This is a genomic window from TM7 phylum sp. oral taxon 349 (assembly GCA_018127705.1).
Lineage (GTDB): Bacteria > Patescibacteriota > Saccharimonadia > Saccharimonadales > Saccharimonadaceae > Saccharimonas.
This window is the reverse complement of the sequence record CP072328.1, coordinates 951,009-976,614: the sequence shown is the minus strand read 5'-3', so window position 1 is coordinate 976,614 and position 25,606 is coordinate 951,009. Positions and strand designations below refer to the sequence as shown.

Here is a 25,606-nt window from a genome sequence, read left to right as displayed (position 1 = left end):
ACGCGTAAGGTGTATAAGCGCTGGAAAGTAATGGTCGTAGACGGCGAAATTATGTATGTACATTTTTGTATGCGGCGTGTCGTATAGAGATAGTGTATAATACAAATGTATTTATAGCGTAAGGAGTGCATTATGGCATTTGGACCAATCATGAAGTTAACGACCGAATCTGGACTGAAGCTAGAGCTTGCACCGTTTACGCGCGAAGAGGCGACGACGTTTGCGGATGGTTTTGCACATCACTCAGTTATTCAATATGTGACAAACCGCGTGCAGACGAAAGAAACTGAGGAAGAGTGGTATGACAAGATGATTAAGGACAGGACCTCGCGCGTGTGGGGGATCTGGGTGGTTGAAGATAATGAGCGCCGGCTTATCGGCAATAGCGCATTGACGGATATGGAGCTTCGTAAACATATTCGCCAGGCGGTTAGTGGTTCAGTGATCTGTGATGCAAGCTACTGGGGCAGGGGAATCGCGAGTGCGTGCCACAAAGCACGGACATATTTCGCATTTGAGCAATTGGGGCTGCATCGTATAAAATCGGCAGTGCTACAGCCAAATGGTGGCAGCCGAAAAGCACTGGAACGCAGCGGCTACGCGCTTGTCTACACTGAACGCAATGAGACGTTCGTTAATGGCGCGCTCGTCCATATGGACTGTTTAGAGTGTCTTAATCCGACAGACTGGGCATGGCGGCAGTGGTGGGGCAGCGACCGTCCAACTCAAAAAAGCCTGGAGGCGCGCAAGAGAACCGAGGCGGCGTTAGAGTGGGCGCGGGAAAACGTTGAATTAGTATAAGTTTGCGGCTGTATTAGCGCGCGTACCTTAAAATGCCGGCGGAAAGAGGGCTTTGCTAGTTTTTATGTATTTCATGCAAATTATCAATAACAAGTGCTGGACGGTCGTTATTGATATAATCCGCAAGGTCAATTGACTGTAGAAACTCGGGATAGAGCGTGACGCTAGCAGGATCGACAAATTCACACACAGCGAGCTCTTTAATACCGTGGCTGGTGTTCTCAAGGTTAATGTTGGTGAAGTTGTCAGGGTTTTTGATGGCAAAGAAGAATTCTAGCTCTTCGGCGTAACCAGCACGCGCAGATGGGAATTGCTGGATAAATAATAGATTGCCAATGACGGCGTCTATGCCTGTTTCTTCGTGTAGCTCGCGTGCTAATCCGTCGATCAGCGATTCTTGCGGATCAAGCCCACCGCCGGGTACAGCGTAATAGTGTGATATGTTGTCACCATGCTTGTGTTTAACAGCAAGTAGTTTACCATCTTTATAGATGATGGCGCGGACATTAATGCGCCGTCCGGTGTAGTATTCCATAGATTCTCCTTGGTTTTTTTAGTGATGATAACCAGAGGAACGGATGTTCATTCGTTACAACTCATTGTAGCAGATACGCGGTGAGTGCGATATAATAGGAGTATAGTAACTGGCAGAAAGTGATGGATATAAATTTTGCCCTTTGCCTTTCGGGCGGATCATGCAAAGTTTACACCTGTTACTCTTCTGCTACAAGAAAGGAGCTCTGAATATGAGTATTATTAACCCGAGTGGCAAAGAAATTTTCTCTGTCACGACTGATTTTTGCGGTCGTCCGCTCACGCTAGAGGTTAACCGCGTCGGTTTTCGCACGACTGGAAGCGTGCTGGTGCGCTACGGCGATACGGTGGTACTAGGTAGTGCGCAAGTCGGTTCGCGACCAGTGACGCTGGATTATTTCCCCTTGAGCATTGACTATGAAGAAAAGTTTTATGCAGCCGGCAAGATATCGGGTAGTCGATTTATTAAGCGCGAAGGTCGTCCGAGCGACGATGCGGTATTGGTTGGGCGGCTGATTGATCGTCCGATTCGTCCGCTATTTCCGAAGGGCTATCGCCAAGAGGTGCAGGTAGTAGCAACGGTGCTGAGTATGGATCCGGCATTTCGTCCTGATGTAATCGCGATGATTGCGGCGTCAAGCGCGCTTATGCTAACTGGTACGCCATTTGACGGACCGGTGGCGGGTTTGCGCGTTGGGCGCGTGAACGGCGAGTTTAAAGCGTTCTTAACGCCAGAAGAGCGTGCAGCGAGCGACTTAGATTTGGTAGTCGCTGGTATTGAGCACGGCATCACGATGGTGGAAGCAGGTGCTAAAGAGGTATCGGAAACTGTGATTGTCGATGCGATGACATGGGCGCACCAGATGATGCAGCCGGCAATTCGCTTGCAGAAAGAGCTGGCAGAAAAAGTTGCACCTGTTCGGCAGGAGTATGAGTTAGTATTGCCTAATGAAACCGTTCAGGCAACGGCTGACGCGTGGGTTGACGGCAAGCTGGGCGAGAAAATCCGCCGTCCGTACCCAGAGCGTAATGAAGTCGTCAACGAAATTCGTTGGCAGTTCCACGAGGAGATGGCAAAAACCCTTGATGGCGAGGTTGATTACGATGAGGTTCGCGACGAATACGACGAAGCCTTCACGATGGCGCTGCATAAAGACGTGCGGCGTGGCATCGTTGAAGATGGCATGCGCCCTGATGGTCGTGCACTGACAGAAATCCGCCCGCTGTCAAGCGAGGTTGGTATTTTGCCACGCGCCCATGGTTCAAGCCTGTTTACGCGCGGTGTGACACAAGGTATGAATATCGTAACGCTCGCACCGCTTAGTTATGCACAGCTAGTTGATACAATGGAGCGGACTGACGACGAGCGGCGCTATATGCACCACTACAATGCACCAGGCTATACTGTCGGTGAAGTTAAGCGTATGGGCAGCCCGGGACGCCGCGAGATCGGACATGGCTATCTGGCAGAACGTGCGCTTACAGCGGTTTTGCCGAGCGTTGAGGACTTCCCGTACGCGATTCGCAGCGTAACGGAAATTATGTCGCAGAACGGCTCAACGTCAATGGCGGCAACGTGTTCAAGCTGTCTCGCATTGATGGATGCTGGCGTGCCGCTGACGGCGCCGGTAAGCGGTATCGCTATGGGTTTGATGATGGATGGCGAGACGCCGTATGTGCTAAGCGATATTGCTGATGCTGAGGACTTTGCAGGTGACATGGACTTTAAAGTGACCGGTACAAGCAAGGGTATCACTGCCTTACAGATGGATATGAAGGTGCATGGTTTGCCAGTTGATGTACTGCGCCAGGCGCTTGAGCAATCAAAGTCGGGGCGCGCCTTCATTTTGGAGCATATGCTAAGCATTCTGCCAGCTCCGCGCGAAACCCTCAGCCCGTATGCGCCGCGCATTGAAAAGCTTAAGATTAATCCAGACAAGATCGGTGCGGTTATTGGTAAAGGCGGCGAGGTGATAAACAAGATTACTGCCGAGACGGGTGCTGAGGTTGATATTAAAGAAGACGGCTTAATTACGGTAGCAAGCCCGGATGGCGAGTCAATTGCGAAAGCGGTTGCGTGGATTAAGCGTTTAGTTGAAGAACCGGAAGTTGGTAAAACGTATAGCGGTACGGTAGTTACAATTAAAGATTTTGGCGCATTTGTAAACATCTTACCAGGTGTCGATGGTATGCTCCATATTTCACAGCTATCAAATAAGCGCGTCGGCAAAGTGACGGATATATTGAAAGAGGGGCAACGTGTGCGCGTGAAGCTAACAGCGATTGATGAAAAGGGTCGTCTAAGCTTGACAATGAAGGACGTAGCCCAATCATAGTTACCTCGTGTGGTATGCCGATAAAAATCGTGCACAGTAGCCGGCTATTCTGTTATAATAAGCTAAAACAATATAGGTAAGGGGAAATATGAATAACCAGCCAACACCACCAATGCCACAGACACCACCGCCAACACCGCAGATGCCTCCAGCGCCTACGCAGCCGACAAACGGCCAGCCGCCGGTACCACAAGGCGGACAGCCTTATTCGCCGCCGCCAATGCCGGGAGCTCCATTGCAGCCAGTGCAACCAGTACAGCCGATGATGCCTGGCCAGATGCCGAGAAGCGGCATGAATAAAGGGCTATTATGGGGGATTATCGGAGGAAGTATCGCGCTTGTATTGCTGATCATTGGTGTCATCGTTGCGATTATGCTGCTTAGCGGCCCAAGTACGCAAGACTATAAAGATGCCGCTAAAATGATGTCTGATTTTAAATATTCCGACAATCTGAAAAAGGGGATATCAAATACGAAAGATGCGAGTCAACTTAAGAAGGCTATGGACGGTGTTCTAGCAGAATCGGATGCGCACTTTAATAAGCTCGAAAAGGCAAAAGCGATGCGCGATCCGGAGGTAAAGAAACTATACCAGGAATACCATAGTGAGTATAATAAAGCAAAGAAGCTGTTGCAGAGGTTTGTGAATGTATATTCGGATTACCTAAACTATGTAGAAGCTTGTAACAGCACATCTGTTGGATACGTTTCGTATTTTGATAAGAGCGGCACTCAAGTCGGAGAAGAGTTTGATAAAAGTATTGCAGACTGCTCGAAAGTTCTGAATAAGATGAAAAACTCCGATGACAGCGATACGAAGAAGTATGCTGAAACGATGATCAGTTACTACAATAGTTTGAGAGAGTACTACGTCACGATGGCGAACCTTTATTCGGCGAAGGACTACACTACAAAGTTGCCAAAGTACCCTGATCTTCCGGACGTGAAGGATCCGGTAAGCAGCGTATCAGACAATCTTGATAAGAATGGATTATCTAATAAGGAACAAGACTTGTATAATTTATTGCTAAAAAAAGCTAAAGAGTAGATAATCATAGTAAAAGTAGACGGCGTGCTTTTATGCGCCGGATCGAGAGAAGTTTAAACAGCTCGCTTAGCCTTTTTGGAGAGCGTAAGCACAACTTCAGTAAGGGTGTACAAAGATATACGGGATATAAAGTCTAAGCGTAACAAACTAACCAAGAAAAAATATTCCGGTGGCGTTAGTCACCGGAATATACTGGGATTTGGTGTTGTGGTTGAAGGGCTAAGGTGGTACTGTCGGGGCTATCCGAAGCTAAAGATTAAGAAGTAACTTTTTAAAGCTTATTGTGGATAGAAGCACTATCGGATGTTATGTAACCAATCATGAAAATAGGTTCTCGTTAAGGCTGCAAGTACCGTTGGAGCAAGCGGATATTGTAGAATAGACGCAATAAATGGACAGAGTTTCGCAATTATTGGGGTTAACCCTCTCGCTCGAATAGATGCTGACTCTTATGGTATTGATGTAGCTACAGAGATACTTAAGTTTGCAGTACGTCTAGAAGAAAGAGAATGAAGAGATATCGGTTCAGCACATTTTACTGGGATAAAGAAAAATCCACAAAAGTGAAATTTCAACCGCTAAAAAGAATGCCTATATTGAAGGTTATAGCATGCATGGTTGTTGTCTTCGTGAATAACAATACGGTAGCCATAGCTAGACCGAAACGAGGCTGAGGTCTACCTGGTGGATATGTCGAAAAAGGCGAGACGCCTCAACAAGCTGCAATCCGCGAGGTATATGAAGAAACGGCAGTTGTAATAAAGGATGTAAGGATAGTTGGCGGCTGGTTAGCAGAGAAATTGTTTGAATCAACCCTAAACAAGGACTCCCCGAAGAAATCATACCAATTACTGTTTGTTGCTAAAGCAGAACGAGTTGATGAGTTTGTGAATAAATTTGAAATAATGGAACGCGCTTTTGTGCCAGCATCAAAGCTAACTGAGTACATAACGAGCAACTCTTTTGCGGAAATTTATAATTACCTGAGGCATGAGCATTTCTGTGAGTAGTATAAATTATGCCTGGAAATTTATTTCTAGATGAGCCTGTGAAAAAATCTCTGTAAATTAGACAATACAAAGGTCTCCTATGAAAAGCCCTCAAGCGTTTTTTCTGTAGGGAGCAAGTATATTGCGCCGGCAATGCATCATAGATATATGATTAACGTGCCGACGGATCCCACCTTCACAACGAATGAACCAGAGTCAACTACTCCGTTCTTAATATTATGGTGATACTTCTTGGGTTGAGCCATCAACTACCTCATCTTCCATGGAATTAACCTTTATAGATCAACTATTTAGTTAAAAAGGCATTCTCTATTTTTAGTTTAAGAAGTTCATCTTCTAATTCTTTTATATGCTCAGCACTTGTATTAACAATTCTCTCAGCCGTTTCTTCTTTTATATCTTTCTTAGGATTATCCAAAGTCTTCTTTCGCCCTTTCCTATGAAGTCTTAACGTATCAGGGCCGGCTGTACGAAAGCGGCTAACCCAGTTAATAATCATCTACAACAAAAAGTTTCTTTTCAAAAGAGTATTTTTCTTGTTTTCTGGATCGTATCAAAGCATTATCACCGAATGATTGGTAATTACTCACCCATAGCTTAACGCTATTCTTATCAGGAATACCATATTTTTTGCTAGGCATAGATATCCACCTTCACTATTAAGATAGGCGGTAACAATTTTCTTTTTGAACTCATAGCTATATTTTGTCGTAAGAACCGACCTCCAATTATTAGATTTTAGGTATGACTTTTGGGGGTCGGGTCAGGTTTTGGTATCGTCAACCGAAAAGGATAAGCTGTATCTTTGGCTGAAAGACCATGACTTCGTGGTTATTTTAACGCCGTATGTTAACAGGCGGACTACGTCTGTTGATAATAAGGTCATTATTGTTACGGCATTTCCCATTTATCCTTATCGGCGACGTGATTTTGATAAACTTCTTAAAAAATCTTTTAGAGTACTGTAAAAACAAGAAGTGCCCGTGAGGACACTTCAAGGGCTAATCATACAACATGGTACGTTAACCCTGTTATTGTAGCATACCTTTTGAGGTGAAGCATAATGTACCTACCGACGCATACACGGAGTTGATATTATATCGCTTATTTGCTATAATACAACTAACGTTTTAACTTGGGAATGTCTGCAATTAGTATATGTCTGACTAGGCTTCCCTCGCTTTAGCTAAAGATTTCAAATAGTTTTAATTAAAGGAGTGACATCTATGGGTCAGCAGCGACTCGCAAAACCACAGGCGGACGACGCATCTAAGCGCCCGCAACAACGTAAAAAAACTAATAACACTGTCCTTGACGCTACGACAACACGCAAAGGGGAAGTTTTTCGAGCACAGCGCCGTACGAGTGAAGGTGTGCAAGCGCAGGCGTCGCAGCATGTAATTAACGTGCCGGTGAATAAGTCTGTGTATAACGGCTATGGCGGCAAACAATTTAGTTTGACGATGCAACCGAAAAAACCACGCGCACCGCGTCCAACGCTTAAAATTATTCCGATCGGCGGCGTTGGCGAGATGGGTATCGGCAAAAATATGACCGCGATTGAATACGATAACGATATTATCGTGATCGACATGGGTTTTTTGTTTCCAGGCAGCGATTACCCAGGCGTTAATTACATTACACCGGACATTACCTGGCTTGAGGAGAATAAACACCGTATCCGCGCGCATATTTTTACACACGGGCACTTAGACCATATTGGTTCATTCCGGCATTTTATTTCGAAGATTCCCGCGCCTGTATATAGTACAAAGTTTACGATTGGCATGCTGCAACGCACGTTAGCAGAAACCGATAACACATACGAGCCGGAGTACCATGAAATGAACCCGGAGAATCACGATAGTATTCAGCTTTGCGACTCGTTTAGCGTGGAGTTGGTACGCGTGAATCACTCAATTCCTGATTCGGCGGCGGTCGTGGTGCGTACGCCAGTCGGCAACATCTTAAGTAGCGGCGACTGGCGCATTGAAGAGAACCCAGTGGATGGCAAGAAGTTTGACTTTGATCGTATTCAAGAAATCGCGAAGAATGAAGGTTTCTTGGCCTTCCTGAACGAGTCGACAAACTGCGAATCGGCAGGTACGCACACGCATGGCGAGTTTGATATCCAGCATAGTATTGGCGAAGTCATGGATAAATGGGCAGGCTCGCGTATCATTATTAGTAGTTTTTCGAGCCAGCTGCATCGTATCCAGCTAATTTTAGATGAAGCGCAGCGGCATAGGCGTAAAGTAGCATTTGCCGGCTTTAGTATGATCCAAAACCTTGAAGTGGCACTGCGTACGGGCGTAATCAAAGTACCGAAAGATACGGTTGTCAAAATGGAAGATATTATCAAAATGGCAGATAATAAGGTGACGATTATTTGTACGGGTAGCCAGGGTGAATTTAACGCGGTACTTAACCGCATGGCGACGGGCGCACATAAATATGTGAAGATTAAGAGCTCAGATGTTGTCGTTTTTAGCTCAAACCCGATTCCAGGTAACGAAAAATATGTCGTGCGTACCGTTGACGGACTGATGCGCGAGGGTGGTGAAATCATTCAAAATGGCAAGACGCACCTTACGGGCGTCGGGCCGCTACACTTGTCAGGGCATGGATATTATGATGATCACGTGCGGGTTATCAACGCAGTGAAGCCAACGTATTATATTCCGAATCACGGCGAATTTCATATGTTAGTGCACAATGCGGAGTTGGCAGAAAAAGAGTGCGGTATTCCGCGCGATCATATCTTTGTGTGCGACCCGGGCGATATTATTGAACTCACCCCGAATGGCGCGAAGAAGATCGGGCGTATTCACGCCGGCGGTGTTATGTATGATGATGCAGGGGAAATCGTGAGTGAAGTCGTGTTAAAAGACCGCATTCACATGAGCCAAGAGGGTATGTTTGTCGTCGTGCTAACAGTGCAGCGCGGTACAGGACGACTGCTTACGAGCCCAGATATTATTAGCCGCGGGTTTATTTATTTGCGCGATAATGAAGAGTTGATGGGCATGATTCGCCAGTATCTTAAGCAGAAGGCGTCGCGTAGCTTCACTGGGCGGTACGATATTGAGGTGGTTAAGAAAGAGATTCGCGACGAAATTACACACATTCTCTACGATCAGACGCGTCGTACGCCGATCGTTATCCCGGTTATCAATGAAGTTGGTGTGAATAAAACTGTTGCGCAGCGCCCGCAGATGAATGCGCGTGTGGCAAAACAGCCGCTTATGCCTGCGCCGTCGAAACGGAAATTTCCGCGTAAACAAGTACCTGATACCGAAACTGTCGTGCCGCGCGAACGGCCAGACAGCCGGTCGTACTAGCTGCATGCTTTAAGCAATGAGGGGTTGCTAAATAATCTATCATAGTTTATGATAGGATTTGTATAAGCATTATTGTGATAGGGCGTTAAAAACAAATAACAACTTCGGGAGGGAAAACGTGTTAACGATAGTTGTACAGAAGCACGGAAGACGGGCATCTTTGTTGATGCTAGCGTCTCTGCTGATCGGGGGAGGGTCGGCAGCATATTGGTTTGCATATAATTCACGAGCTCGTGCCGATGCAATTAATAGTACAGATTTCGTGATAACGATTGATACAACAAAAGGCGCGGGACTTAACGGGGCATCAACAGATACGCAGTTTACGTATCCGGGGCTGGGCAGCGATGCGTATACGATTGACTGTAATAATGACGGCGTCGTTGACGCATCGGTTGCTGCAAATACGCCGCATACATGTAATTATTCAACGCCGGGTGTGTATACGGTTCGTATCGCAAGCGCGATACCTCGCGTGAGCTTTAGCGGTCAAGGGGATAAACTGAAGTTGCTTTCTGTCGATCAGTGGGGCACGGGTAAGTGGAGGTCGATGATGAACGCCTTCTATGGGTGTTCAAATATGGACGTTAAGGCATCTGATGTTCCAGATCTTTCGTTAGTGCAGGATTTGTCCGGTATGTTTGGAGATGCTACGTCGTTGAAGGGTGAAGGCGCAAATTGGGCGTGGAATACATCAAATGTAAAATATACCGACACCATGTTTGTGCGTGCGCGTAACTTTAATCAAAATATTGGCAGTTGGGATATGTCAAACGTTGAAAGCATGACTCGTATGTTTAACGATGCGGCGGCATTCAACAACGGCGGCAGTAGCTCAATTAGTGCGTGGAATACCGCTAAGGCAACAAGCATGGAGGGGGTATTCTGGGGCGCAAAAGCTTTTAATCAGCCGGTTGGTAGCTGGAACGTGAGTAATGCGACGAGTTTCGCGATTGTGTTTATGGATGCGGAGAATTTCAATCAGGATCTTTCCCATTGGGATACTTCGAAGGCGACTAATATGAGTAACGCGTTCTATGGCGCTCGGGCATTTGACCGCGACGTTGGGTCATGGGACGTTGGCAGCGTGACGAATATGAATTATATGTTTGATGGCGCCACAGCATTCAACAACGGCGGCAGTAGCTCAATTAATGGCTGGAATACCGCTCACGTCACAACCATGGAAGGAATGTTTCATCGGGCGTCTGCATTTAATCAGCCGGTTGGTGGCTGGAATATGGCTAATGTGGTGAATATGAAGCACATGTTTAGTAACGCAACAGCGTTCAATAACGGCGGCAGTAATTCTATTGGCAGTTGGAACACTGCCAAGGCTGCAAGTATGGAATCTGTGTTTGAGTCGGCAAGGGCTTTCAATCAAAACATTGGCGGCTGGAATATTAGCCACGTTACATCGCTTCATAGAATGTTCAGAGAGGCGGCCTCATTCAACAACGGTGGCAGTAGCTCAATTAATACCTGGGACACTTCAAATGTTACTGACATTGGTGGTGTATTCTGGGTCGCAAAAGCTTTTAACCAGCCGGTCGGTAATTGGAATTTATCGAATAACACCACTTTGTGGGCGGTATTCTTATCGGCGGAAGCGTTCAATCAAGATCTCTCTCACTGGAACACCGCTAAGGTAACCGATTTTTCGCATACTTTTGAAAAAGCATCTTCATTTAATCAATCTCTCAGCAACTGGAATCTTACGGCGGCAAATACCGCTGAGGATATGCTATCAGGCAGTAAACTATCAGTGGGAAATTATGACGCAGCATTGATATCGTGGGATGGGCAATCCGTCAAGCCAAACGTAAAACTAGGAGTTGATAAATTGAAGTATTGCGTTGCTGAATCGGCTCGCGCTCATCTTGTGCAGCAACAGCCTGGTGGCCATGGTTGGACATTGGGCGGCACTGATAGCAAGGACTGCGCTATCTACCAGCCAGCCACGACAACCTTCACCGGTGCAACAACGTTTAATAGTACGACGCCGGTACCGCACGCTCTTGGCACGCTGACCACTGTTGATACTGACCCGACTGTTACGCCGCTTGATACCTTTACCTACAGTTTAACGTGCGCTACGCCGTCTGCACACGATAATCTGTTTAGCGTCTCTGGCAATACGCTTAGTCTGTCGCGAAGTGCCGCGGCTGTTTCTGGACCGGTGCACGTGTGTGTTCGTGTCACTAATAGCCAAGGCCAAACGCTTGATACCGTTTTCACCTTTACTGTCATTGATACAACGCCGCCTGCTACACCAACTGTTGCGCCCGATCTTGTTGCTAGCTCAGACAGCGGCATCAGTGATACAGATAACATTACAAACGTCACTACGCCGACATTCACTCTTCGGTGTAGCGAGCTTGGCGGTCATGTGACACTGTATATTGATGGTGTTGCTCGCGGGACAGCAGCCTGTACTGCTATTGGCCCGGTGACTGTTGTAGCGTCGTCCGCGTTAGGCGATGGTTCGCACACAGTTACATTCACTGAATCTGATGCGCTCAATAATGAATCAGCTGTTTCGCCGAGCCTTGTTGTCGTGATAGATACGACACCGCCGCCAGCGCCGGTTATTACCGTTAACAGTATCACACCGGATAATATTATTAATATAGCCGAGTCAAAAACCAACCAAACAATTACAGGCACTGTTACTGGAGCGAGGGAAGGCGATTTGGTTACAGTTACTGTCAATGGGGTCGCGAAGACTACGCATGTTGCTACCGGCGGCACTTGGTCTGTAACTGTTGCCGGCAGCGACCTTGCTGCTGATGCTAATCATGCGGTTGACGTGCGCATTACAACTGCCGATGATGCCGGCAACCAGGCTACGGGTACGGTAAGCAAGCAGTATGTTGTAGATACTGATGTTGTTGCTCGACCTGCTACGCCGCATCTCGATCCGTCGTCTGACACTGGTGCGAGCAATACGGACAATATCACAAGCACTCTCACGCCAACGATTGTTGATTTTGTGTGCGCACGCGCAGGCGATACGCTAAAGCTGTATGATAACGGCGTTTTATTCAAGACGATTGTTTGTACGAGTGCAGGTACGCATTCCGTAACAATGAATCCGCCGCTTTCTGAAGGTACGCATGCGATTACGTACACAACGACTACTTCGTCTGGTAATGTTTCCGAACCATCACACCCGCTGTCGCTAGTTATTGATACGACTGCGCCAACTGGCTCGCTCACTACGAGTAAAACGAGCGATCAGACGCCGGCGTTAACAGGGAACGTTGATGATCCGCACGCTACAATTACAGTAAAGATTGGTGGTGTAACCTACAATGCTATTAATAATGGCAATGGCACGTGGACGTTGCCGGATAATAGTATTGCGCCAGCTCTTGCTGAGGGTGACCATGATATCACAATTACATTTACGGATCTTGCTGGCAACGTGTATACAACACCAAACACGCTTAAACTTTCGATTTCGATCAACCCTCCAGTTGTAACGAAATCGTCAAAATTTCTTAACCGGCAAACGAATGAAGTAGAGTGGACGATCTCAATTCGTAATCCGAATGATGCAACGCAAACTGTTTCAGCCACTGATCAGTTACCGGGTCAAAGCGCATTTGTTGCGAATAGCGCTGTTTGTGCCGTGACGAGCACCAACTCAACGATTAATACGTGCAATTTTGATCAGCCAGTTAATCCAACGCGCCTCAATGTCGTTGTCGCCCTTGCTGCAAATGAGACGCTTACAGTGAACGTTCGAACAACGACTGCGCTTGATCGTGCGACTGTTACAAATACGGTAAGCGCTCAGTTTACTGCCGACACTGACCCCGACGCTACTGTCGTCGCTAATGCCACTGAAACATTAGCGATTAGTCGTCCAGTAATACCTAATCCTGGCGAAGTTATTAGTAACGTAACTGCTTCTCTCGCAAGCACTGGTACAAATGTGTTTGCTATTGCTGCATGTGCTGGTGTTTGTATTGGTGGCGCGGTGATAGTGTGGAGGAAAAGGAGCTAACGGAGTAATATAGGAAAGGATGGCAAAAAGAAAATCAACCAAACGTGCGGCAACACGCCGCAAAGCGGCGCCACAGCACGAGTTGCCGGAGGGGTATTGGCAGCAGGCGGCGGCAGTGCTATTGATGGCGTGCGCCGTGTTGATTATTGTATCGTGGTTTGGTGCAGGTGGTCCGGTATTGGATTGGCTGCAGCATACGCTGCAAGATATGATTGGTTGGGCAGTATATGTTGTGCCGATTGTTGCATTCTTCATTGCAGTGGAAACGTTTCGTGCTGAAGGTAACCGGTTGCCGCTTAGCGTGAAGATCACATCGCCGCTTGTTGTTGTATGGTGCAGTGGCATTTGTGGGCTGATAATGACAAAGCAGGGAAGCCGTCCGTCGGGCGGTGGCTTGCTGGGCGACGGCATAAACTTATTGATGCTTTCCCTTGTGAGTGCGCCCGTCGGGATTTTTATATACATCTTACTACTTGCGCTCACGATGACATTTATATTCCAGCTGTCATTTGATGATGTGCTGCAGTTTTTAAAAACAGCAGTTATGTCAAGTAGAGAAACAGCGGAAAATGAGGCAAACGTTGAGGTAATGCGCAAAGCTTCCAAACCAAAGCCAAAAGCTATGAGCGAGTTCAAACTCAACGAAGGCGTCCCTACGATGACTGAGGCGGATAAGAAGAAGCTGAAACTTGCGGCGTTGCACGCTCATGACAAGAAAGACGAGCCGGAAGAAAAAGCCGCGATGCTTGCGGTAAGCGATCCGAACTGGCAGTTTCCGAGCCTTGATTTGCTTGAGAAGAGTCAATCGCCTGCCGACGTAGGTGATATCAAGCAAAATGCTGGTATTATACAGGATACGCTACATGAGTTTAACATTGACGTCGAAATGGAGGGCGCAAATATTGGCCCGAAGGTGACGCAATACATGCTGCGACCGCCTGCTGGCATTAAGCTAAATCGCATTACAGCGCTTGAGACAAACATTGCGTTGAATCTAGCAGCGTCAAGTTTGCGCATGGAAGCGCCAATTCCAGGTAAAAAGGCTGTCGGTATTGAAGTTCCAAACAAAAAAGCGGCTGATGTGCGCCTCTACGGCATTCTAAACAGCAGCGAGTGGCGTAAGAGTAAAGCACCGCTCAGTATTGCTATTGGCAAAGACATTTCGGGGCAGCCGTTTGTTGGTGAGCTTAATAAAATGCCGCACCTATTAGTGGCGGGGCAAACGGGTAGCGGTAAGTCGGTAATGATTAATACGCTGTTGTGCAGCTTGCTATACCGAAACGCACCAAGCGATCTAAAACTCATCCTTGTTGACCCGAAACAGGTCGAAATGGCGCCTTATCAAGACATTCCGCATTTGTTAACGCCGGTGATCGTCGAGCCGGAAAAGACGGTAAGCGCGCTAAAATGGGCTGTGAATGAAATGGAGCGCCGTTACACGCTTCTCGCAGATGAACGTGTGCGCGATATTAAGACATATAATCAGAAGGTTGAGTCGAAGGGCAAGAAAATTGGCGTTCAAGATGAGGCGGGTAATGTACAGCAAGTTGATGGCGGTAAGATGCCGTACATCGTGATCGTGATTGATGAGATGGCAGACTTAATGATGATCGCGAAGCGTGACGTTGAAGCACTGATTGTGCGGATTGCGCAGAAAGCGCGTGCAGTTGGCATACACTTAGTGCTAGCAACGCAGCGTCCGAGCGTAGATGTAATTACTGGGCTCATTAAAGCGAATGTACCAGCGCGCATCGCTTTTACTGTGGCAAGCCAGACGGATAGTATTACAATCCTAGACCAAGCGGGTGCGGAGAAGTTGCTGGGGCAGGGCGACATGCTTATGAAAACCGCTAGTATGCCGAAACCGAAGCGTATCCAGGGTGCGTGGGTGATGGATAACGAGGTGAACAAAATTGCTGATCACGTGCGTATGCAGTCGGCGCCGCAGTATAACAATGAAATCATTAGCCAGCCGGTGCAGCTTAATGGTAAAGGCGGCGTAGTGATGGACTTTGGCAACGAGGGTGGCGACGATATGTTTCGCGATGCAGTGAGCGTCGTTGTGCAAATGCGTAAAGCGTCGACAAGCTTGTTGCAGCGCAAATTACGCATCGGCTATTCGCGGGCGGCGCGTATTATTGAAGAGATGGAGGAACAAGGAATTATCGGACCGGCAGACGGTTCGCGTCCGCGTGAAGTACTTATCAGCAGCGTCGACGAGCTTGACAATGGCTCCTAGACAATTGCGCGCGAAATTGCTATAATTACCCTGATATTAAACCTAAGGTTGCGTGCGATAGCGCAACCATCCGTACGGATACCAAAGGAGGTGAGAACGTATGAAAGAGTACGAATTGACCGTGTTAATTCGTCCTGATCGCGAGGCGGAGCTTGATAAGAGTCTCGGTGCGGTTAAAAAACTCGTGGCTGACAATGGCGGCAAGCTGTTGTCAGAAGATAATTGGGGCAAAAAACGCCTCGCATATAAAATTAAAGGCGAAGATTTCGCCGTCTATGTGCTGTTGAATGTTGAGTTGCCAGCTGCGGCGCCATTGAAAATCAGCAATGCGCTCAATATCAGTGATGACGTGATTCGCTACTTGCTTGTGAAAGTCGACGAAAAAGCGCGTATCGCACTTGCTGAAGCAAAAAAGCGTGCTGAAGAACGCGGCGAAGTAAGCAGTGATTTAGAAGCGTAACAGTAAACCATAAGGAGGAGGTCTTATGGCAAAGGGGTTTAATAAAGTAATACTTATGGGCAACCTGACGCGCGATGTTGAGGTGCGTACGACAGCAAGCGGGCAAAGCGTAGCGAACTTCAGCCTTGCCGTTAACCGCAGTTGGCGCGGGCAGGATGGACAGCAGCAAGATCAAACCAGTTTTATTAACTGTGTGGCGTGGGGCAAGGTTGGTGATATTATTGCGCAGTATGTGCATAAAGGTTCGCCGTTACTCGTAAGCGGCCGCTTAGATCAGCGTAGTTATCAAGACAAGGACGGCAATAAGCGCTCCGCGGTTGAAGTTGTTGTCGAAGATTTCAATTTTGTCGGTGGCGGGCGTAGCGATGATCCGTCGCTCAGCGCACCAAGCAGCAATCAATCAACAAATAATAAATCACAAGATGTCGTGGTCGAGGATATCGACGACAAGCCGATTGACCTCAGCGAGATCCCATTCTAAAAAGGAGTTTTAGTATGACAAAGCGATTACGTAAGGATGCGCCAGTCGCATTCGACTACAAAGATGTAAAAACGCTGTTGCGCTTTATTGATCCGTACGGTCAGATTGAGCCGATTGGTAAAACCGGCTTGACCGCCAAGCAGCAGCGGCAGCTAGCACGCGAGATAAAACGCGCGCGCCACTTGGCACTGATGCCGTTTGTGTCGCAAGGGCAATAGCAGAAAATTTTTCAGCGCGTGACCACAATGCTAGTCGTGCGCTGGCGAGTATTTCTACAGGATAAACAAAGGAGGCACTATGTATCAACCAACCGATTTGAAAAAAGGCATCGTTTGCCAAATTGATGGGCAGCCGTACCGTGTTATGGAATATAACCAAAAAGTTATGGGACGCGGCGGTTCAATTGTCAATGTAAAATTGAAGAATTTAATCACGGGGGCGGTAATTCCTAAAACATTTAAGGGGCAAGAGAAAATAGAGCCAGCTGAGGTGACAAGTCGTACGGTACAATATCTCTATAATGACGGATCGGCGTTTTTCTTCATGGATCCGGCAAGTTTCGAACAATTTGAGCTGCCAGCAGACACTGTGGGTGATGCGAAGCAATACTTGAAAGAGGGCGACGAGCTGGCATTGCAATTTTTCGGCGAGCGCGTTATTACTGTTGAGCTGCCAAAAAATCTATATCTGGAAGTGACCTATACTGAAGATGTTGTTAAAGGTGATACGACTTCGAGTGTCTTGAAGGATGCGACGCTTGAAACGGGCGCTGTTGTGAAAGTGCCAGCATTTATTAAAGTTGGTGATGTGATTTCAATTGACACGACAACGGGCGAATACCGCGAGCGCAAAAAGTAGTATACTAAAGAGCATGGCAATAAAGCCAAAACAAACAGCACATGCATCAAAGCGCCGCTCAACTGCATTTCGGCGGCGCGCGGCAAAAACGAAAGAACATTTTAGCCGGCACTACTATTCGCTTATGCCCGAGAAAAAACATCACCGCGTGATGGTGTGGACGGTGTTTTTGCTTGTAACGAGTACAATTATTGGACAAATGATGTATCCGATTGATCGCGCTTTGCCGTTTGCCCGGTTAGGCGATCAGATGGTTGGCTGGCAGACTGATCTGGAGCTGCAAGGCCGCGTTAACAACCGGTTTGAGGTGGCGCACGTAAGGTTCTCAAGCGAAAATACGACATCGAAAGAACGTACGTTAGCAAGCGTTGGCGTGGAGCCGAAATCAACCGATATGGTAGCGAAGCTTATGGAATATCCGTTTTGGCTGCGGTTTGTGCCGGGATCAGTGCTGTGGCAATTGCCAGTGGTGCGTGAGTGGGATCTGCAGATTTCTGACGCGCCGCTGCGCGAATTCAGCCAAACACTGAGCGCGGAGCTAACGCGCCTGCCAGAAAACGCCGAGCTATCAATTGAAAATGGGCAATTGGTTGCGAAGCATGATTCGTTGGGTGTACAGGTGAGCGCGGAGCAGGTGCAAGCGGCGGTACGCTCAGCTGTGATTGCCTATAACGGTACGCCGACAATTGTGGTAGCTGGGACGGTGCAGCAACCGGAAAAAACAGCGGCGGCGCTGGCTGATGTTCGTGCGCAGGCGGAACGCGCGCTTGCATTGCCGCTGCAAATTCAAGCGAACAATATGACGTTTACACCATCGCGAGAAGAAAAAGCGCAATGGTTAGTGCTTGGAACAGACGCATCAGGTAAGACGACGCTGCGGATTGACGACGCGAAGCTTCAGTCGTATCTTACAAACGTTGTGACGGTGCGTGCTGGGCGTGTTGCTGGCGTGACAAAGATTCAACTGCAGAATGGGCGCGAAATACATCGCGAGATAGGCGAAACTGGTTTGGGCGTCAATGCGCCGCCATTAGCTGAAGCGCTGACAAAGTATATGTTGCAGTACACAGGGCGTTCGCCGTTCGTTGCTGAAATGATTGAGATTCAACCGAAAGTCGCATATAGCGGCGACTATACGACGACGCGTGATGGCTTGCAGGCATACATTGATAAAAAAGCTCGTTGGAATACGTGGATTAGTATTCAACAGCTTGATGGCGAAAAATGGCCGCTTGGCGCACGTGATACTGAGAGCGTCGTGAGTGGCAGCACGTATAAGTTGTATGTGGCGCTGTATTTATTTAAAGAGATGAATGAAGGTAGGCACGACTGGAATACGCCAATCCTTGGCACGACAACAAATGCGTGTTTTGACCGCATGACAATCGCGAGCACAAACCCCTGCGCCGAAGAGTGGTTGAACCAATTCGGACGTACAAATCTGAACAATTATTTGTATAGCCGCGGCTTTAGCGCGGCGACGACATTCACGCACCCAGAAGCGGCGCATACATCAGCGCGCGACCTGACGAACTACATGATTGGTCTTGAGCGCGGTACGCTTATTGGCGGCGCGCAGCGCGAGCGGTTGCTGAGCTCGCTGAGTCGTCACCCGTACCGCTATGGCATTCCAGCGGGTAGCAAAGGCAAGGTATGGGATAAGGTTGGATTTGTGTGGGATTATGTCAATGATACAGCGATCGTGCACCATCCGCGCGGTACGTATGTGATGACGATTTTAACGCGCGGGCAGTCGTATGGCGCTATTGCCGCGATGACACGCGACATTGAACGGATTATGTATCCGTGATTGGTATAATGAGGCTATGAAACAGCGGCTTGATAAATTGATGGTTGCGCGTGGACTAGTGGCAACGCGTAGTGAGGCGGCAAACTGGATTCAGCTGGGGCGCGTACACGTGAACGGGCGGGTTGCGGTAAAAGCAGGCGAATTCGTTGATGAAGCGAGCGATGTGACAATGAACGCGCCGGAGCGCTACGTGAGTCGGGCAGGACTCAAGCTTGCGAGCGTTGCGCATAAGTTTGCCGTGTCGTTTGATGACGCGGTTGTGCTTGACGTTGGCAGTAGCACGGGCGGATTTACCGATTACGCACTGCAGCATGGTGCGCGATTTGTGTATGCGGTTGACGTTGGTACGAATCAATTGCATCCAACACTACGCAAGGATGCACGCGTTGAATTACATGAAAAAACCGATATTCGTGATTTTTTACCTGCACAAGTACCTGACATTATTGTGATTGACGTGTCGTTTATTAGTTTGCGCCAGATTTTACCGCACATCCGTACGCTAGCCGGTTTGAACACAAAAATTATTGTGATGGTGAAACCGCAATTCGAAGCGGGACGCAGGCAACTTGGCCAGAGCGGCGTGATTAAAAATAATACGATTCGCCGCCAAATCTTAGCTGACTTCGAGGCGTGGGCAAAGCACTACTTCGTGATTATCGACAAAAAAGATAGCGATGTCGCTGGCGTAAAGGGAAACCTCGAGCGGTTTTATGAGCTTCGATTGGCAAAAAACGGTGGGTAGTTAAATAGGATTGAAACGTGTGTCGCCAGAACAATTACTGCAATGTTATTGACAAATTATAAAATTTATGATAACATGACAAACGATTTAACTTAAGAATTATAGAGAAGGAACCCACCACATGCCCCAAGTAAAACGGAAAACGCCAGAGCAATTTGTTGCTCAGTCACCGATCGGCGAAAGGCTATCAGGGGGGGTATTTGAGCGCAATCTCGCTTCGGGTGCACTGCGTCTTATTGAAATAAATAACCAGTCACAAGAGCACCGAAAGCTTGGCAATAATGAGGCTAAGATTAGTGAAGTGCTGAAGAGTGGTTATTTTGGCATTACTAATGAAAATCCAGAGTTTATTGAGGCAGAGATTAATGATTTATTGATTACCGAAGCTGATGTGCCGCAATCATACTATGATTTGCAAAAGCGAATTGCCCGTGAACGTGGCTATGGCGACATGGAAATTACCGATGAGCTGGAAGAAAAGATCAAGACACTGCAAGACGATCAAGCCGAAAGTTTGATGAAATGGTCGGAGTACTTGCGTAGCGACGAAAATGGTCACGTCTATCCAGATTGGTTCAAGGTCTACACCTGGGAATCGCTCAAGAAAATGGGCGAATTTGACAGAGAAAAAGGCAAGTTTAAAAAGCGTACCAAATCCACCACTGCGCCGTGGCCGGAGCTGAATGCCGAAGCGTTGGTCTATGTTTGGGACAAAATCAACCGCGGCGTGGTTAAAGGCGATGCAGTTGATGATGAAAAGTTGGCTAACCTACTGAATAACGGTAATTTTTCGACGCTTTATGCGCACGCCCTGCACGAAGCTGAGACTGGCGGCATTACGCCGGAACTGAGAGAAATAACCGAGGGTAGGTGGGTGAAATACGATCAGACTCAGAGTTCAGACTACTCTGATTCTTACGAAGAAGATGGCGAATATACAGATGATGCGTTTGTTGATGCTGATAATGATACAGCGATGAGCTTATCACAATCACTGTATGGCAAGGGGACAGGCTGGTGCACGGCGCATGGTAGAACAGCTGCAGATCAATTGCGGGAAGGTGATTTTTATGTGTATTACACTCTGGATGATCAGGGCAATTACACGATACCTCGCATCGCGATTCGCATGGAGAACGGTGTGGTCGCAGAAGTACGCGGGATTGAGTCTGGTCAAAATCTTGAGAGTAATATGATAGATATTGTCGTCGAGAAGCTAAAAACACTCCCAGGTGGCGATGAGTACTTTGAAAAAGTCGAGAACATGAAGCGCTTGACTGAAATTGACGAGCGAGTAAAGGGTGGTGGTGAGTTAACGGCGGATGATATTATATTTTTGCGCTTTAGCGGAGAGATCAAAGGTTTTGGGCATCACGAAGATCCGCGTATTGAAGAATTGCTGCAAGATAGAAGCCTTGATGACGATCTAGATTTAGTGTTAGACGATCCGTCTGTAACTGCGAATGATATTAACGAGATTGTAGAACATTTAAATAATGAAGAAATCGTGAAGAATGTAGATAAGCTATTTTCGGCAGGAGTGAGTATCATTAAACTAGCTGATAGTATTAGATGTTATGAAAAAGAAGAAACTAAAACTACCTACAGAGTTGCGATGGACAAATTAGTGCAAAAAGGTGCTAATAGAGAATATATTTATGGATTATTAGGTGCCATGCGGGCTAGCAGTGATATTTTGGTAAGGCGCTATGATGATAGCTACAGTAACATTGAACAATGGGCTGACAGTTTGAAAAATGCCGTGAATAGTTTATCATGCGACGATGAAATGAAAAACGTGATTGCGCGCGATATAATCTCGTACGAAATGCCAACGCTGGATGGTTATGAGATATACGGCAAAGATTTAATTAATAAACTCATAGACCTTGGCGGTGATCGCACTGAAGTATCTAGGCGTGTACTTCAATCTATGCCGGATTGGGAGATTGATATATTTGGTGTTGATGGATTAGTGCAAGATGGTCTTGATGAAGAAGAAGTTAAAAAATATGTCGCCTCTATGCCGGATGTTATATGAGTAGCTAATTGAAAATCATATAAGGCTAGGTGTTAAATGGGGTGGGCGAAACATTGAATCGAAATTCAACGACATCGTCGGGCTGCATGACGTAATCTTTACCTTCGGTGCGGATTTTGCCGGCGGCGCGTGCGGCTGCTTCTGAGCCAGCGGCTACAAGGTCGTGATAGCTAACGATTTGTGCGGCGATAAATCCGCGCTCAAAATCGCTGTGGATAACGCCAGCAGCTTGCGGTGCAGTCCATCCTTGATGAATTGTCCAGGCGCGCACTTCTTTCGGTCCAGCAGTTAGATAGCTTTGTAATCCGAGGATATCATAGGCGGCGTGAATCATTTGCGTCAATCCCGTTTCCGGCACATCATAACTTTGCAATAGTTCAAGCGCATCGCTTTCGTTGAGCCCTTTGAGCTCGTCCTCAAGCTTCGCACAAATAAATAAGCTGCGTGCATGCGGCACGAGCGCGCGTAATTCTTGCTTGGTCGCATCGTCTGATAACGTTTCCTCATTCACATTGAATACATAAATAACTGGCTTGGCGGTGAGTAGATGAAGATCGGCGATATCGTCGGTAGCAACGGCGGCCATTTCGTTGATTGGTGTGCTGTTCTGCAGCTGCGCCATAATCGTCTGAAGGCGTTCATGCGTAGCGAGCGCTTGAGGGTTTGCTTTTGCTTCTTTTGCGAGGCGCGCCAACCGCGTTTCAAGCGTTTGAATATCGGCGAGAATAAGCTCGGTATTGATCGTTTCAATATCGCGCTTTGGATTGACGCTATTTTCTACATGAACAATATCGCCGTGCGCAAATGCGCGTACAATATGCACAATTGCGTCGCAGTTTCGTATATTTGCGAGAAATTTATTTCCTAAACCTTCGCCGTTTGCTGCGCCTGCGACGAGTCCTGCAATGTCGACGAACGTTACAGTTGCGGGAACTATTTTTTCGGCATGATACATCGTCGCGAGCGTCTCCAGTCGTTTGTCTGGGACAGGCACGACGCCAGTATTCGGTTCAATCGTAGCGAATGGATAATTTGCCGCTAAAATATCATTGTTTGTTAAAGCATTAAATAGCGTAGACTTGCCGACATTAGGCAAGCCAACAATTCCAATTGATAGACTCATATTATCTAGTATACCGCACAGGAGAAAACTGGTGAAATGCTTGTGTTTTTCGAAAAACTTATGCATAATAGAGCCATATGAAATTTCAAAAAGGGCTGGGCGATTTTTTTGCACTGGATATCGGTACCAACGCAGTGCGCGTATTGCAGTTATCTGCAGCTGGCCAGAATAGTTGGAATCTTGTGGCGCACGGCTATGTGCCTGTTGACCGCAAGGTGACCGCGAGTGATTCGCCAGAGGCGCGCCGCCAACTTGGCGAAGTCATTATGACCGCTGTCGGACAAAGCGGCATTAAAACAAAAAATGTCGCGATCGGATTACCGTCTGGCAAGACGTTTACGACAGTCGTTGACATTCCAACGATGTCTGACGCCGAACTAAAAGCAACAATGAAATACCAAATTGATCAGTACGTACCGATGGGTACGGATGACGCTAAGGTTGACTGGGCGCTTTTAGGTAGCTCGCTGCGAGCGCAGAATCAGGAAGAGGTTTTGATAACAAGCGTATCGAAGGACTATAGCGAGGAACGACTTGAGTTGGTCGAGTCGCTTGGATTGAATGTTATCGCTGAAGAGCCGGATCCGCTTGCGATGGTGCGCGCGCTTGTACCGGCGAATTCGGCAAATACTGCGTTAATGTTGGTTGACATGGGCGAACTTTCGACAGACATTGCAATTACCTACGGTGATACGCCGCGGCTAATTCGTACGATCCCGACGGGACTGAATTCGCTTGTTAAGGCTACGGTACAAAACTTAAGCGTACAGGAAGACCAAGCGCGCCAGTTTATTTTGAAATTCGGACTCGCGAAAGACCGACTAGAAGGGCAAGTATTCCGTGCGATTGAAATGACGCTTGATAGTTTCGCCTCGGAGTTGTCAAAATCAATTAAGTTTTTCCAGACGCGCTATCCGAACGTCAATGTGTCGCAGATTCTGCTTTCTGGATTTGGCTCGACGATTCCACAGCTTGATGCATATTTTTCGGATAAGACGAATACGTCTGCGTCGCCAGCGAACCCATGGCAGAATATTCAGATGTCGCAGTCCGAACAGCAAGATCTGGCGACGGTCGCGGCTGAATATGCGACGGCTATCGGTTTAGCAAAAAGGAGGAATCTCTCATGATTGAAGTAAACCTGATTCCGGATGTAAAACGCGAATATCTGCGCGCCCAGCGGATGCGCAATATGGTGGTGTCGGTATCGATCATGGTGATGATTGTTGCCGGCGGTGCAATTGCGGTGCTTGGCGTCGGACTTGGCGCGATCAGCGCTGCAGGATTAGTAAAAGACGGCGAGATTAAGTCGGGTTACCGCCAGCTAAGCGGACAATCAGGTGTGAATGATATAGTGACAATTCAAAATCAGTTAGCGCATGTGTCAGAGTTGGACAAAGCGCGCGGCATCAATTCGCGTGTGTTTGAGGTTGTGAGCGCGGTTAATCCGCCAGCCCCAAATAATATCAAGATTTCGACGATTCGGTTTAAACCGTCGGAAACGTCAATTGCAATTGACGGATCAGCGGCAAATAGCTTCACGGCGACTGACATTATGAAAAAGACGATTTTGAATACAAAAATTCAATATCGCGATGACTCATCGACAAAAGAGGTGCCGCTCGCAAGCGAAGTGACGATTACGAATACGACGTATGCGCAGGAATCTGACGGTTCAACAGCGCTGCATTTTACACTGACATTCTCATATCCGAAAGAGCTGACGTCGAATGGGTACAAAAATGTTACGATCGTGACGCCGACCAGCAGTATCGACGTGACCGACTCAAAGACGCATGTACCGGACGGACTATTTTCGTCGAATTCGTCGAAAAAGGAGGAAAAATAATCATGCCGGAGGTAAAAAAAGATCAATCAGCTGGCAAGCGGCAACAAATCTATAAATCAGGTCGCACAATGTTTGCCTGGGTAGCCGGTGCGTCAGTGATCGCCGGTTTTGCGGTTGTGGTTGCGGGATTCTTGATACAGCGCATCGTGTTTGAATCGAAAGTGGTAGTTGAAAAGCAGAATACCGTGAATACACTTCAGGCGAATAACAAAGCGGTTGATAAGCTACGCGATGAAATTCGTGTCTTGAATACTAATGCGGCACTTAGCTCGGTGAAACTGAATGATAACGAGGAACCGCTGCGCGTTATACTGGATGCCTTGCCGGCGGACAATAATGCGCTTGCGCTTGGCGCATCAGTGCAGAGTTTAGTGGCGCGGACGTCGGATGTGAAGCTTGAATCATTCCAAGTTGGCGAAGATGTTGCGACTAGTGACGATACGGCAAAGTTGGGATCAAGCGTCAAGGGCGTACAGCAAATTCCATTTACAATGTCGATATCAGCAGCGAACCCAGATGCGCTCCGTGATGTATTGAAAAACCTTGAGAAATCTATCCGAGTGATTGATATTGATGCGATGACGATTGAACAAGGGGACTCGCGCGTTGTTATGACGGTAAACGGACATGGATATTATTTGCCGGCAAAAACTATTCAGTTAACGAAGAAAGAGGTAAAGCCGTGAAAAAGACCGATATTGCGATGCTTGTGCTGATCGCTGGGATATCAATGTTATCGGCGTTTTTGATTGCTGATAACATCCCGGCGCTAAAAGTGTCGTCAAAAGGCACGCAGGTTGATACGATTGAAAAAATTAGCGATACTGTCGAAAAACCAAGCGAGGATACGTTTAATTCCAAAGCGATCAACCCAACAGTTGAAACAGTTATCGGACAATCGTCGAGCTAGTCGGAGCA

At 47.4% G+C, this 25,606-nt stretch carries 21 protein-coding genes and 1 pseudogene; 18 read left to right on the top strand and 4 right to left on the bottom strand.

Annotated features, from left to right (window positions below; genetic code table 11):
• Positions 1–132: 132 nt before the first annotated feature.
• The gene (locus tag J5A52_04980; protein QUB37455.1) at positions 133–801 is read left to right on the top strand and encodes a GNAT family N-acetyltransferase; all 669 of its coding nucleotides are present in this window, start codon (positions 133–135) and stop codon (positions 799–801) included.
• A 55-nt stretch (positions 802–856) separates the two neighbouring features.
• On the opposite strand, the gene J5A52_04975 is transcribed toward J5A52_04980, so the two are convergent.
• A complete protein-coding gene (locus tag J5A52_04975; GenBank protein QUB37454.1) occupies positions 857–1,336 on the bottom strand; it encodes an NUDIX domain-containing protein in 480 nt (159 codons plus the stop codon).
• 211 nt (positions 1,337–1,547) lie between these two features.
• Here J5A52_04975 and pnp point away from each other — a divergent pair, with 211 nt between their 5' ends.
• From pnp to J5A52_04960, 3 genes and pseudogenes are all read left to right on the top strand, one after another.
• Positions 1,548–3,671: a polyribonucleotide nucleotidyltransferase gene (gene pnp, locus J5A52_04970; GenBank protein ID QUB37453.1), complete on the top strand. Its 2,124-nt coding sequence runs from the start codon at positions 1,548–1,550 to the stop codon at positions 3,669–3,671.
• An 88-nt stretch (positions 3,672–3,759) separates the two neighbouring features.
• Entirely contained in the window at positions 3,760–4,719 is a 960-nt protein-coding gene (locus J5A52_04965; protein ID QUB37452.1) for a hypothetical protein, read from the top strand.
• Positions 4,720–5,396: 677 nt separating this feature from the next.
• Positions 5,397–5,729: pseudogene (locus tag J5A52_04960) on the top strand (NUDIX domain-containing protein).
• Positions 5,730–6,015: 286 nt separating this feature from the next.
• Here J5A52_04960 and J5A52_04955 read toward each other — a convergent pair.
• On the bottom strand, positions 6,016–6,228 hold the full coding sequence (locus tag J5A52_04955; protein ID QUB37451.1) for a hypothetical protein: 213 nt from the start codon (positions 6,226–6,228) through the stop codon (positions 6,016–6,018).
• Positions 6,218–6,370 carry a hypothetical protein gene (locus tag J5A52_04950; protein QUB37450.1) on the bottom strand — a complete coding sequence of 51 codons (153 nt, stop codon included), beginning with the start codon at positions 6,368–6,370 and terminating at the stop codon, positions 6,218–6,220. Before J5A52_04950 ends, J5A52_04955 begins: the two co-directional genes overlap by 11 nt.
• 585 nt (positions 6,371–6,955) lie before the next feature.
• Here J5A52_04950 and J5A52_04945 point away from each other — a divergent pair.
• The 10 genes from J5A52_04945 to J5A52_04900 all read left to right on the top strand — a co-directional run bounded on the left by J5A52_04945 (position 6,956) and on the right by J5A52_04900 (position 21,716).
• On the top strand, positions 6,956–9,070 hold the full coding sequence (locus tag J5A52_04945) for a ribonuclease J (protein QUB37449.1): 2,115 nt from the start codon (positions 6,956–6,958) through the stop codon (positions 9,068–9,070).
• Positions 9,071–9,188: 118 nt separating this feature from the next.
• A complete protein-coding gene (locus J5A52_04940; GenBank protein QUB37448.1) occupies positions 9,189–13,082 on the top strand; it encodes a BspA family leucine-rich repeat surface protein in 3,894 nt (1,297 codons plus the stop codon).
• A gap of 19 nt (positions 13,083–13,101) precedes the next feature.
• Complete coding sequence (locus J5A52_04935) at positions 13,102–15,321, top strand: DNA translocase FtsK 4TM domain-containing protein (protein QUB37447.1); 2,220 nt, start codon at positions 13,102–13,104, stop codon at positions 15,319–15,321.
• Positions 15,322–15,421: 100 nt separating this feature from the next.
• Complete coding sequence (gene rpsF / locus J5A52_04930) at positions 15,422–15,781, top strand: 30S ribosomal protein S6 (GenBank protein ID QUB37446.1); 360 nt, start codon at positions 15,422–15,424, stop codon at positions 15,779–15,781.
• A 25-nt stretch (positions 15,782–15,806) separates the two neighbouring features.
• Positions 15,807–16,262: a single-stranded DNA-binding protein gene (locus tag J5A52_04925; GenBank protein QUB37445.1), complete on the top strand. Its 456-nt coding sequence runs from the start codon at positions 15,807–15,809 to the stop codon at positions 16,260–16,262.
• A 14-nt stretch (positions 16,263–16,276) separates the two neighbouring features.
• The gene (locus J5A52_04920; GenBank protein QUB37444.1) at positions 16,277–16,480 is read left to right on the top strand and encodes a 30S ribosomal protein S18; all 204 of its coding nucleotides are present in this window, start codon (positions 16,277–16,279) and stop codon (positions 16,478–16,480) included.
• 79 nt (positions 16,481–16,559) lie between these two features.
• Positions 16,560–17,120, top strand: coding sequence for an elongation factor P (gene efp, locus J5A52_04915; GenBank protein QUB37443.1), 561 nt, complete (start codon positions 16,560–16,562; stop codon positions 17,118–17,120).
• 13 nt (positions 17,121–17,133) lie between these two features.
• Entirely contained in the window at positions 17,134–18,930 is a 1,797-nt protein-coding gene (locus J5A52_04910; GenBank protein ID QUB37442.1) for a serine hydrolase, read from the top strand.
• 16 nt (positions 18,931–18,946) lie between these two features.
• Positions 18,947–19,675, top strand: coding sequence for a TlyA family RNA methyltransferase (locus J5A52_04905; GenBank protein QUB37441.1), 729 nt, complete (start codon positions 18,947–18,949; stop codon positions 19,673–19,675).
• A gap of 121 nt (positions 19,676–19,796) precedes the next feature.
• Complete coding sequence (locus J5A52_04900) at positions 19,797–21,716, top strand: hypothetical protein (GenBank protein ID QUB37440.1); 1,920 nt, start codon at positions 19,797–19,799, stop codon at positions 21,714–21,716.
• A gap of 25 nt (positions 21,717–21,741) precedes the next feature.
• On the opposite strand, the gene ychF is transcribed toward J5A52_04900, so the two are convergent.
• Complete coding sequence (gene ychF, locus J5A52_04895; GenBank protein QUB37439.1) at positions 21,742–22,839, bottom strand: redox-regulated ATPase YchF; 1,098 nt, start codon at positions 22,837–22,839, stop codon at positions 21,742–21,744.
• A 77-nt stretch (positions 22,840–22,916) separates the two neighbouring features.
• Here ychF and pilM point away from each other — a divergent pair, with 77 nt between their 5' ends.
• Genes pilM through J5A52_04875 form a run of 4 tightly spaced genes read left to right on the top strand, consistent with a single transcriptional unit; the run spans position 22,917 to position 25,598 of the window.
• Positions 22,917–23,969, top strand: a complete 1,053-nt coding sequence (gene pilM, locus J5A52_04890) for a type IV pilus assembly protein PilM (protein ID QUB37438.1) — start codon at positions 22,917–22,919, stop codon at positions 23,967–23,969.
• Complete coding sequence (locus J5A52_04885; protein QUB37437.1) at positions 23,966–24,688, top strand: hypothetical protein; 723 nt, start codon at positions 23,966–23,968, stop codon at positions 24,686–24,688. The genes pilM and J5A52_04885 overlap by 4 nt, the downstream gene beginning before the upstream one ends.
• A 2-nt stretch (positions 24,689–24,690) precedes the next feature.
• Positions 24,691–25,374 (top strand): hypothetical protein, encoded by a 684-nt coding sequence (locus J5A52_04880; GenBank protein QUB37436.1) that lies wholly within the window; start codon positions 24,691–24,693, stop codon positions 25,372–25,374.
• Positions 25,371–25,598 (top strand): hypothetical protein, encoded by a 228-nt coding sequence (locus tag J5A52_04875; GenBank protein QUB37435.1) that lies wholly within the window; start codon positions 25,371–25,373, stop codon positions 25,596–25,598. The genes J5A52_04880 and J5A52_04875 overlap by 4 nt, the downstream gene beginning before the upstream one ends.
• The last annotated feature ends 8 nt before the right edge of the window (positions 25,599–25,606 follow it).

Bases quoted from the DNA above. Each gene is read 5' to 3' on its own strand.
- J5A52_04885 (QUB37437.1), top strand. From the start codon at position 23,966: ATGATTGAAGTAAACCTGATTCCGGATGTAAAACGCGAATATCTGCGC.
- J5A52_04900 (QUB37440.1), top strand. From the start codon at position 19,797: ATGCCCCAAGTAAAACGGAAAACGCCAGAGCAATTTGTTGCTCAGTCA.
- J5A52_04975 (QUB37454.1), bottom strand. From the start codon at position 1,336: ATGGAATACTACACCGGACGGCGCATTAATGTCCGCGCCATCATCTAT.
- J5A52_04945 (QUB37449.1), top strand. From the start codon at position 6,956: ATGGGTCAGCAGCGACTCGCAAAACCACAGGCGGACGACGCATCTAAG.
- J5A52_04965 (QUB37452.1), top strand. From the start codon at position 3,760: ATGAATAACCAGCCAACACCACCAATGCCACAGACACCACCGCCAACA.
- J5A52_04935 (QUB37447.1), top strand. From the start codon at position 13,102: ATGGCAAAAAGAAAATCAACCAAACGTGCGGCAACACGCCGCAAAGCG.
- rpsF (QUB37446.1), top strand. From the start codon at position 15,422: ATGAAAGAGTACGAATTGACCGTGTTAATTCGTCCTGATCGCGAGGCG.
- J5A52_04920 (QUB37444.1), top strand. From the start codon at position 16,277: ATGACAAAGCGATTACGTAAGGATGCGCCAGTCGCATTCGACTACAAA.
- pnp (QUB37453.1), top strand. From the start codon at position 1,548: ATGAGTATTATTAACCCGAGTGGCAAAGAAATTTTCTCTGTCACGACT.
- J5A52_04950 (QUB37450.1), bottom strand. From the start codon at position 6,370: ATGCCTAGCAAAAAATATGGTATTCCTGATAAGAATAGCGTTAAGCTA.
- efp (QUB37443.1), top strand. From the start codon at position 16,560: ATGTATCAACCAACCGATTTGAAAAAAGGCATCGTTTGCCAAATTGAT.
- J5A52_04880 (QUB37436.1), top strand. From the start codon at position 24,691: ATGCCGGAGGTAAAAAAAGATCAATCAGCTGGCAAGCGGCAACAAATC.
- J5A52_04925 (QUB37445.1), top strand. From the start codon at position 15,807: ATGGCAAAGGGGTTTAATAAAGTAATACTTATGGGCAACCTGACGCGC.
- J5A52_04910 (QUB37442.1), top strand. From the start codon at position 17,134: ATGGCAATAAAGCCAAAACAAACAGCACATGCATCAAAGCGCCGCTCA.
- pilM (QUB37438.1), top strand. From the start codon at position 22,917: ATGAAATTTCAAAAAGGGCTGGGCGATTTTTTTGCACTGGATATCGGT.
- J5A52_04905 (QUB37441.1), top strand. From the start codon at position 18,947: ATGAAACAGCGGCTTGATAAATTGATGGTTGCGCGTGGACTAGTGGCA.
- J5A52_04980 (QUB37455.1), top strand. From the start codon at position 133: ATGGCATTTGGACCAATCATGAAGTTAACGACCGAATCTGGACTGAAG.
- ychF (QUB37439.1), bottom strand. From the start codon at position 22,839: ATGAGTCTATCAATTGGAATTGTTGGCTTGCCTAATGTCGGCAAGTCT.
- J5A52_04955 (QUB37451.1), bottom strand. From the start codon at position 6,228: ATGATTATTAACTGGGTTAGCCGCTTTCGTACAGCCGGCCCTGATACG.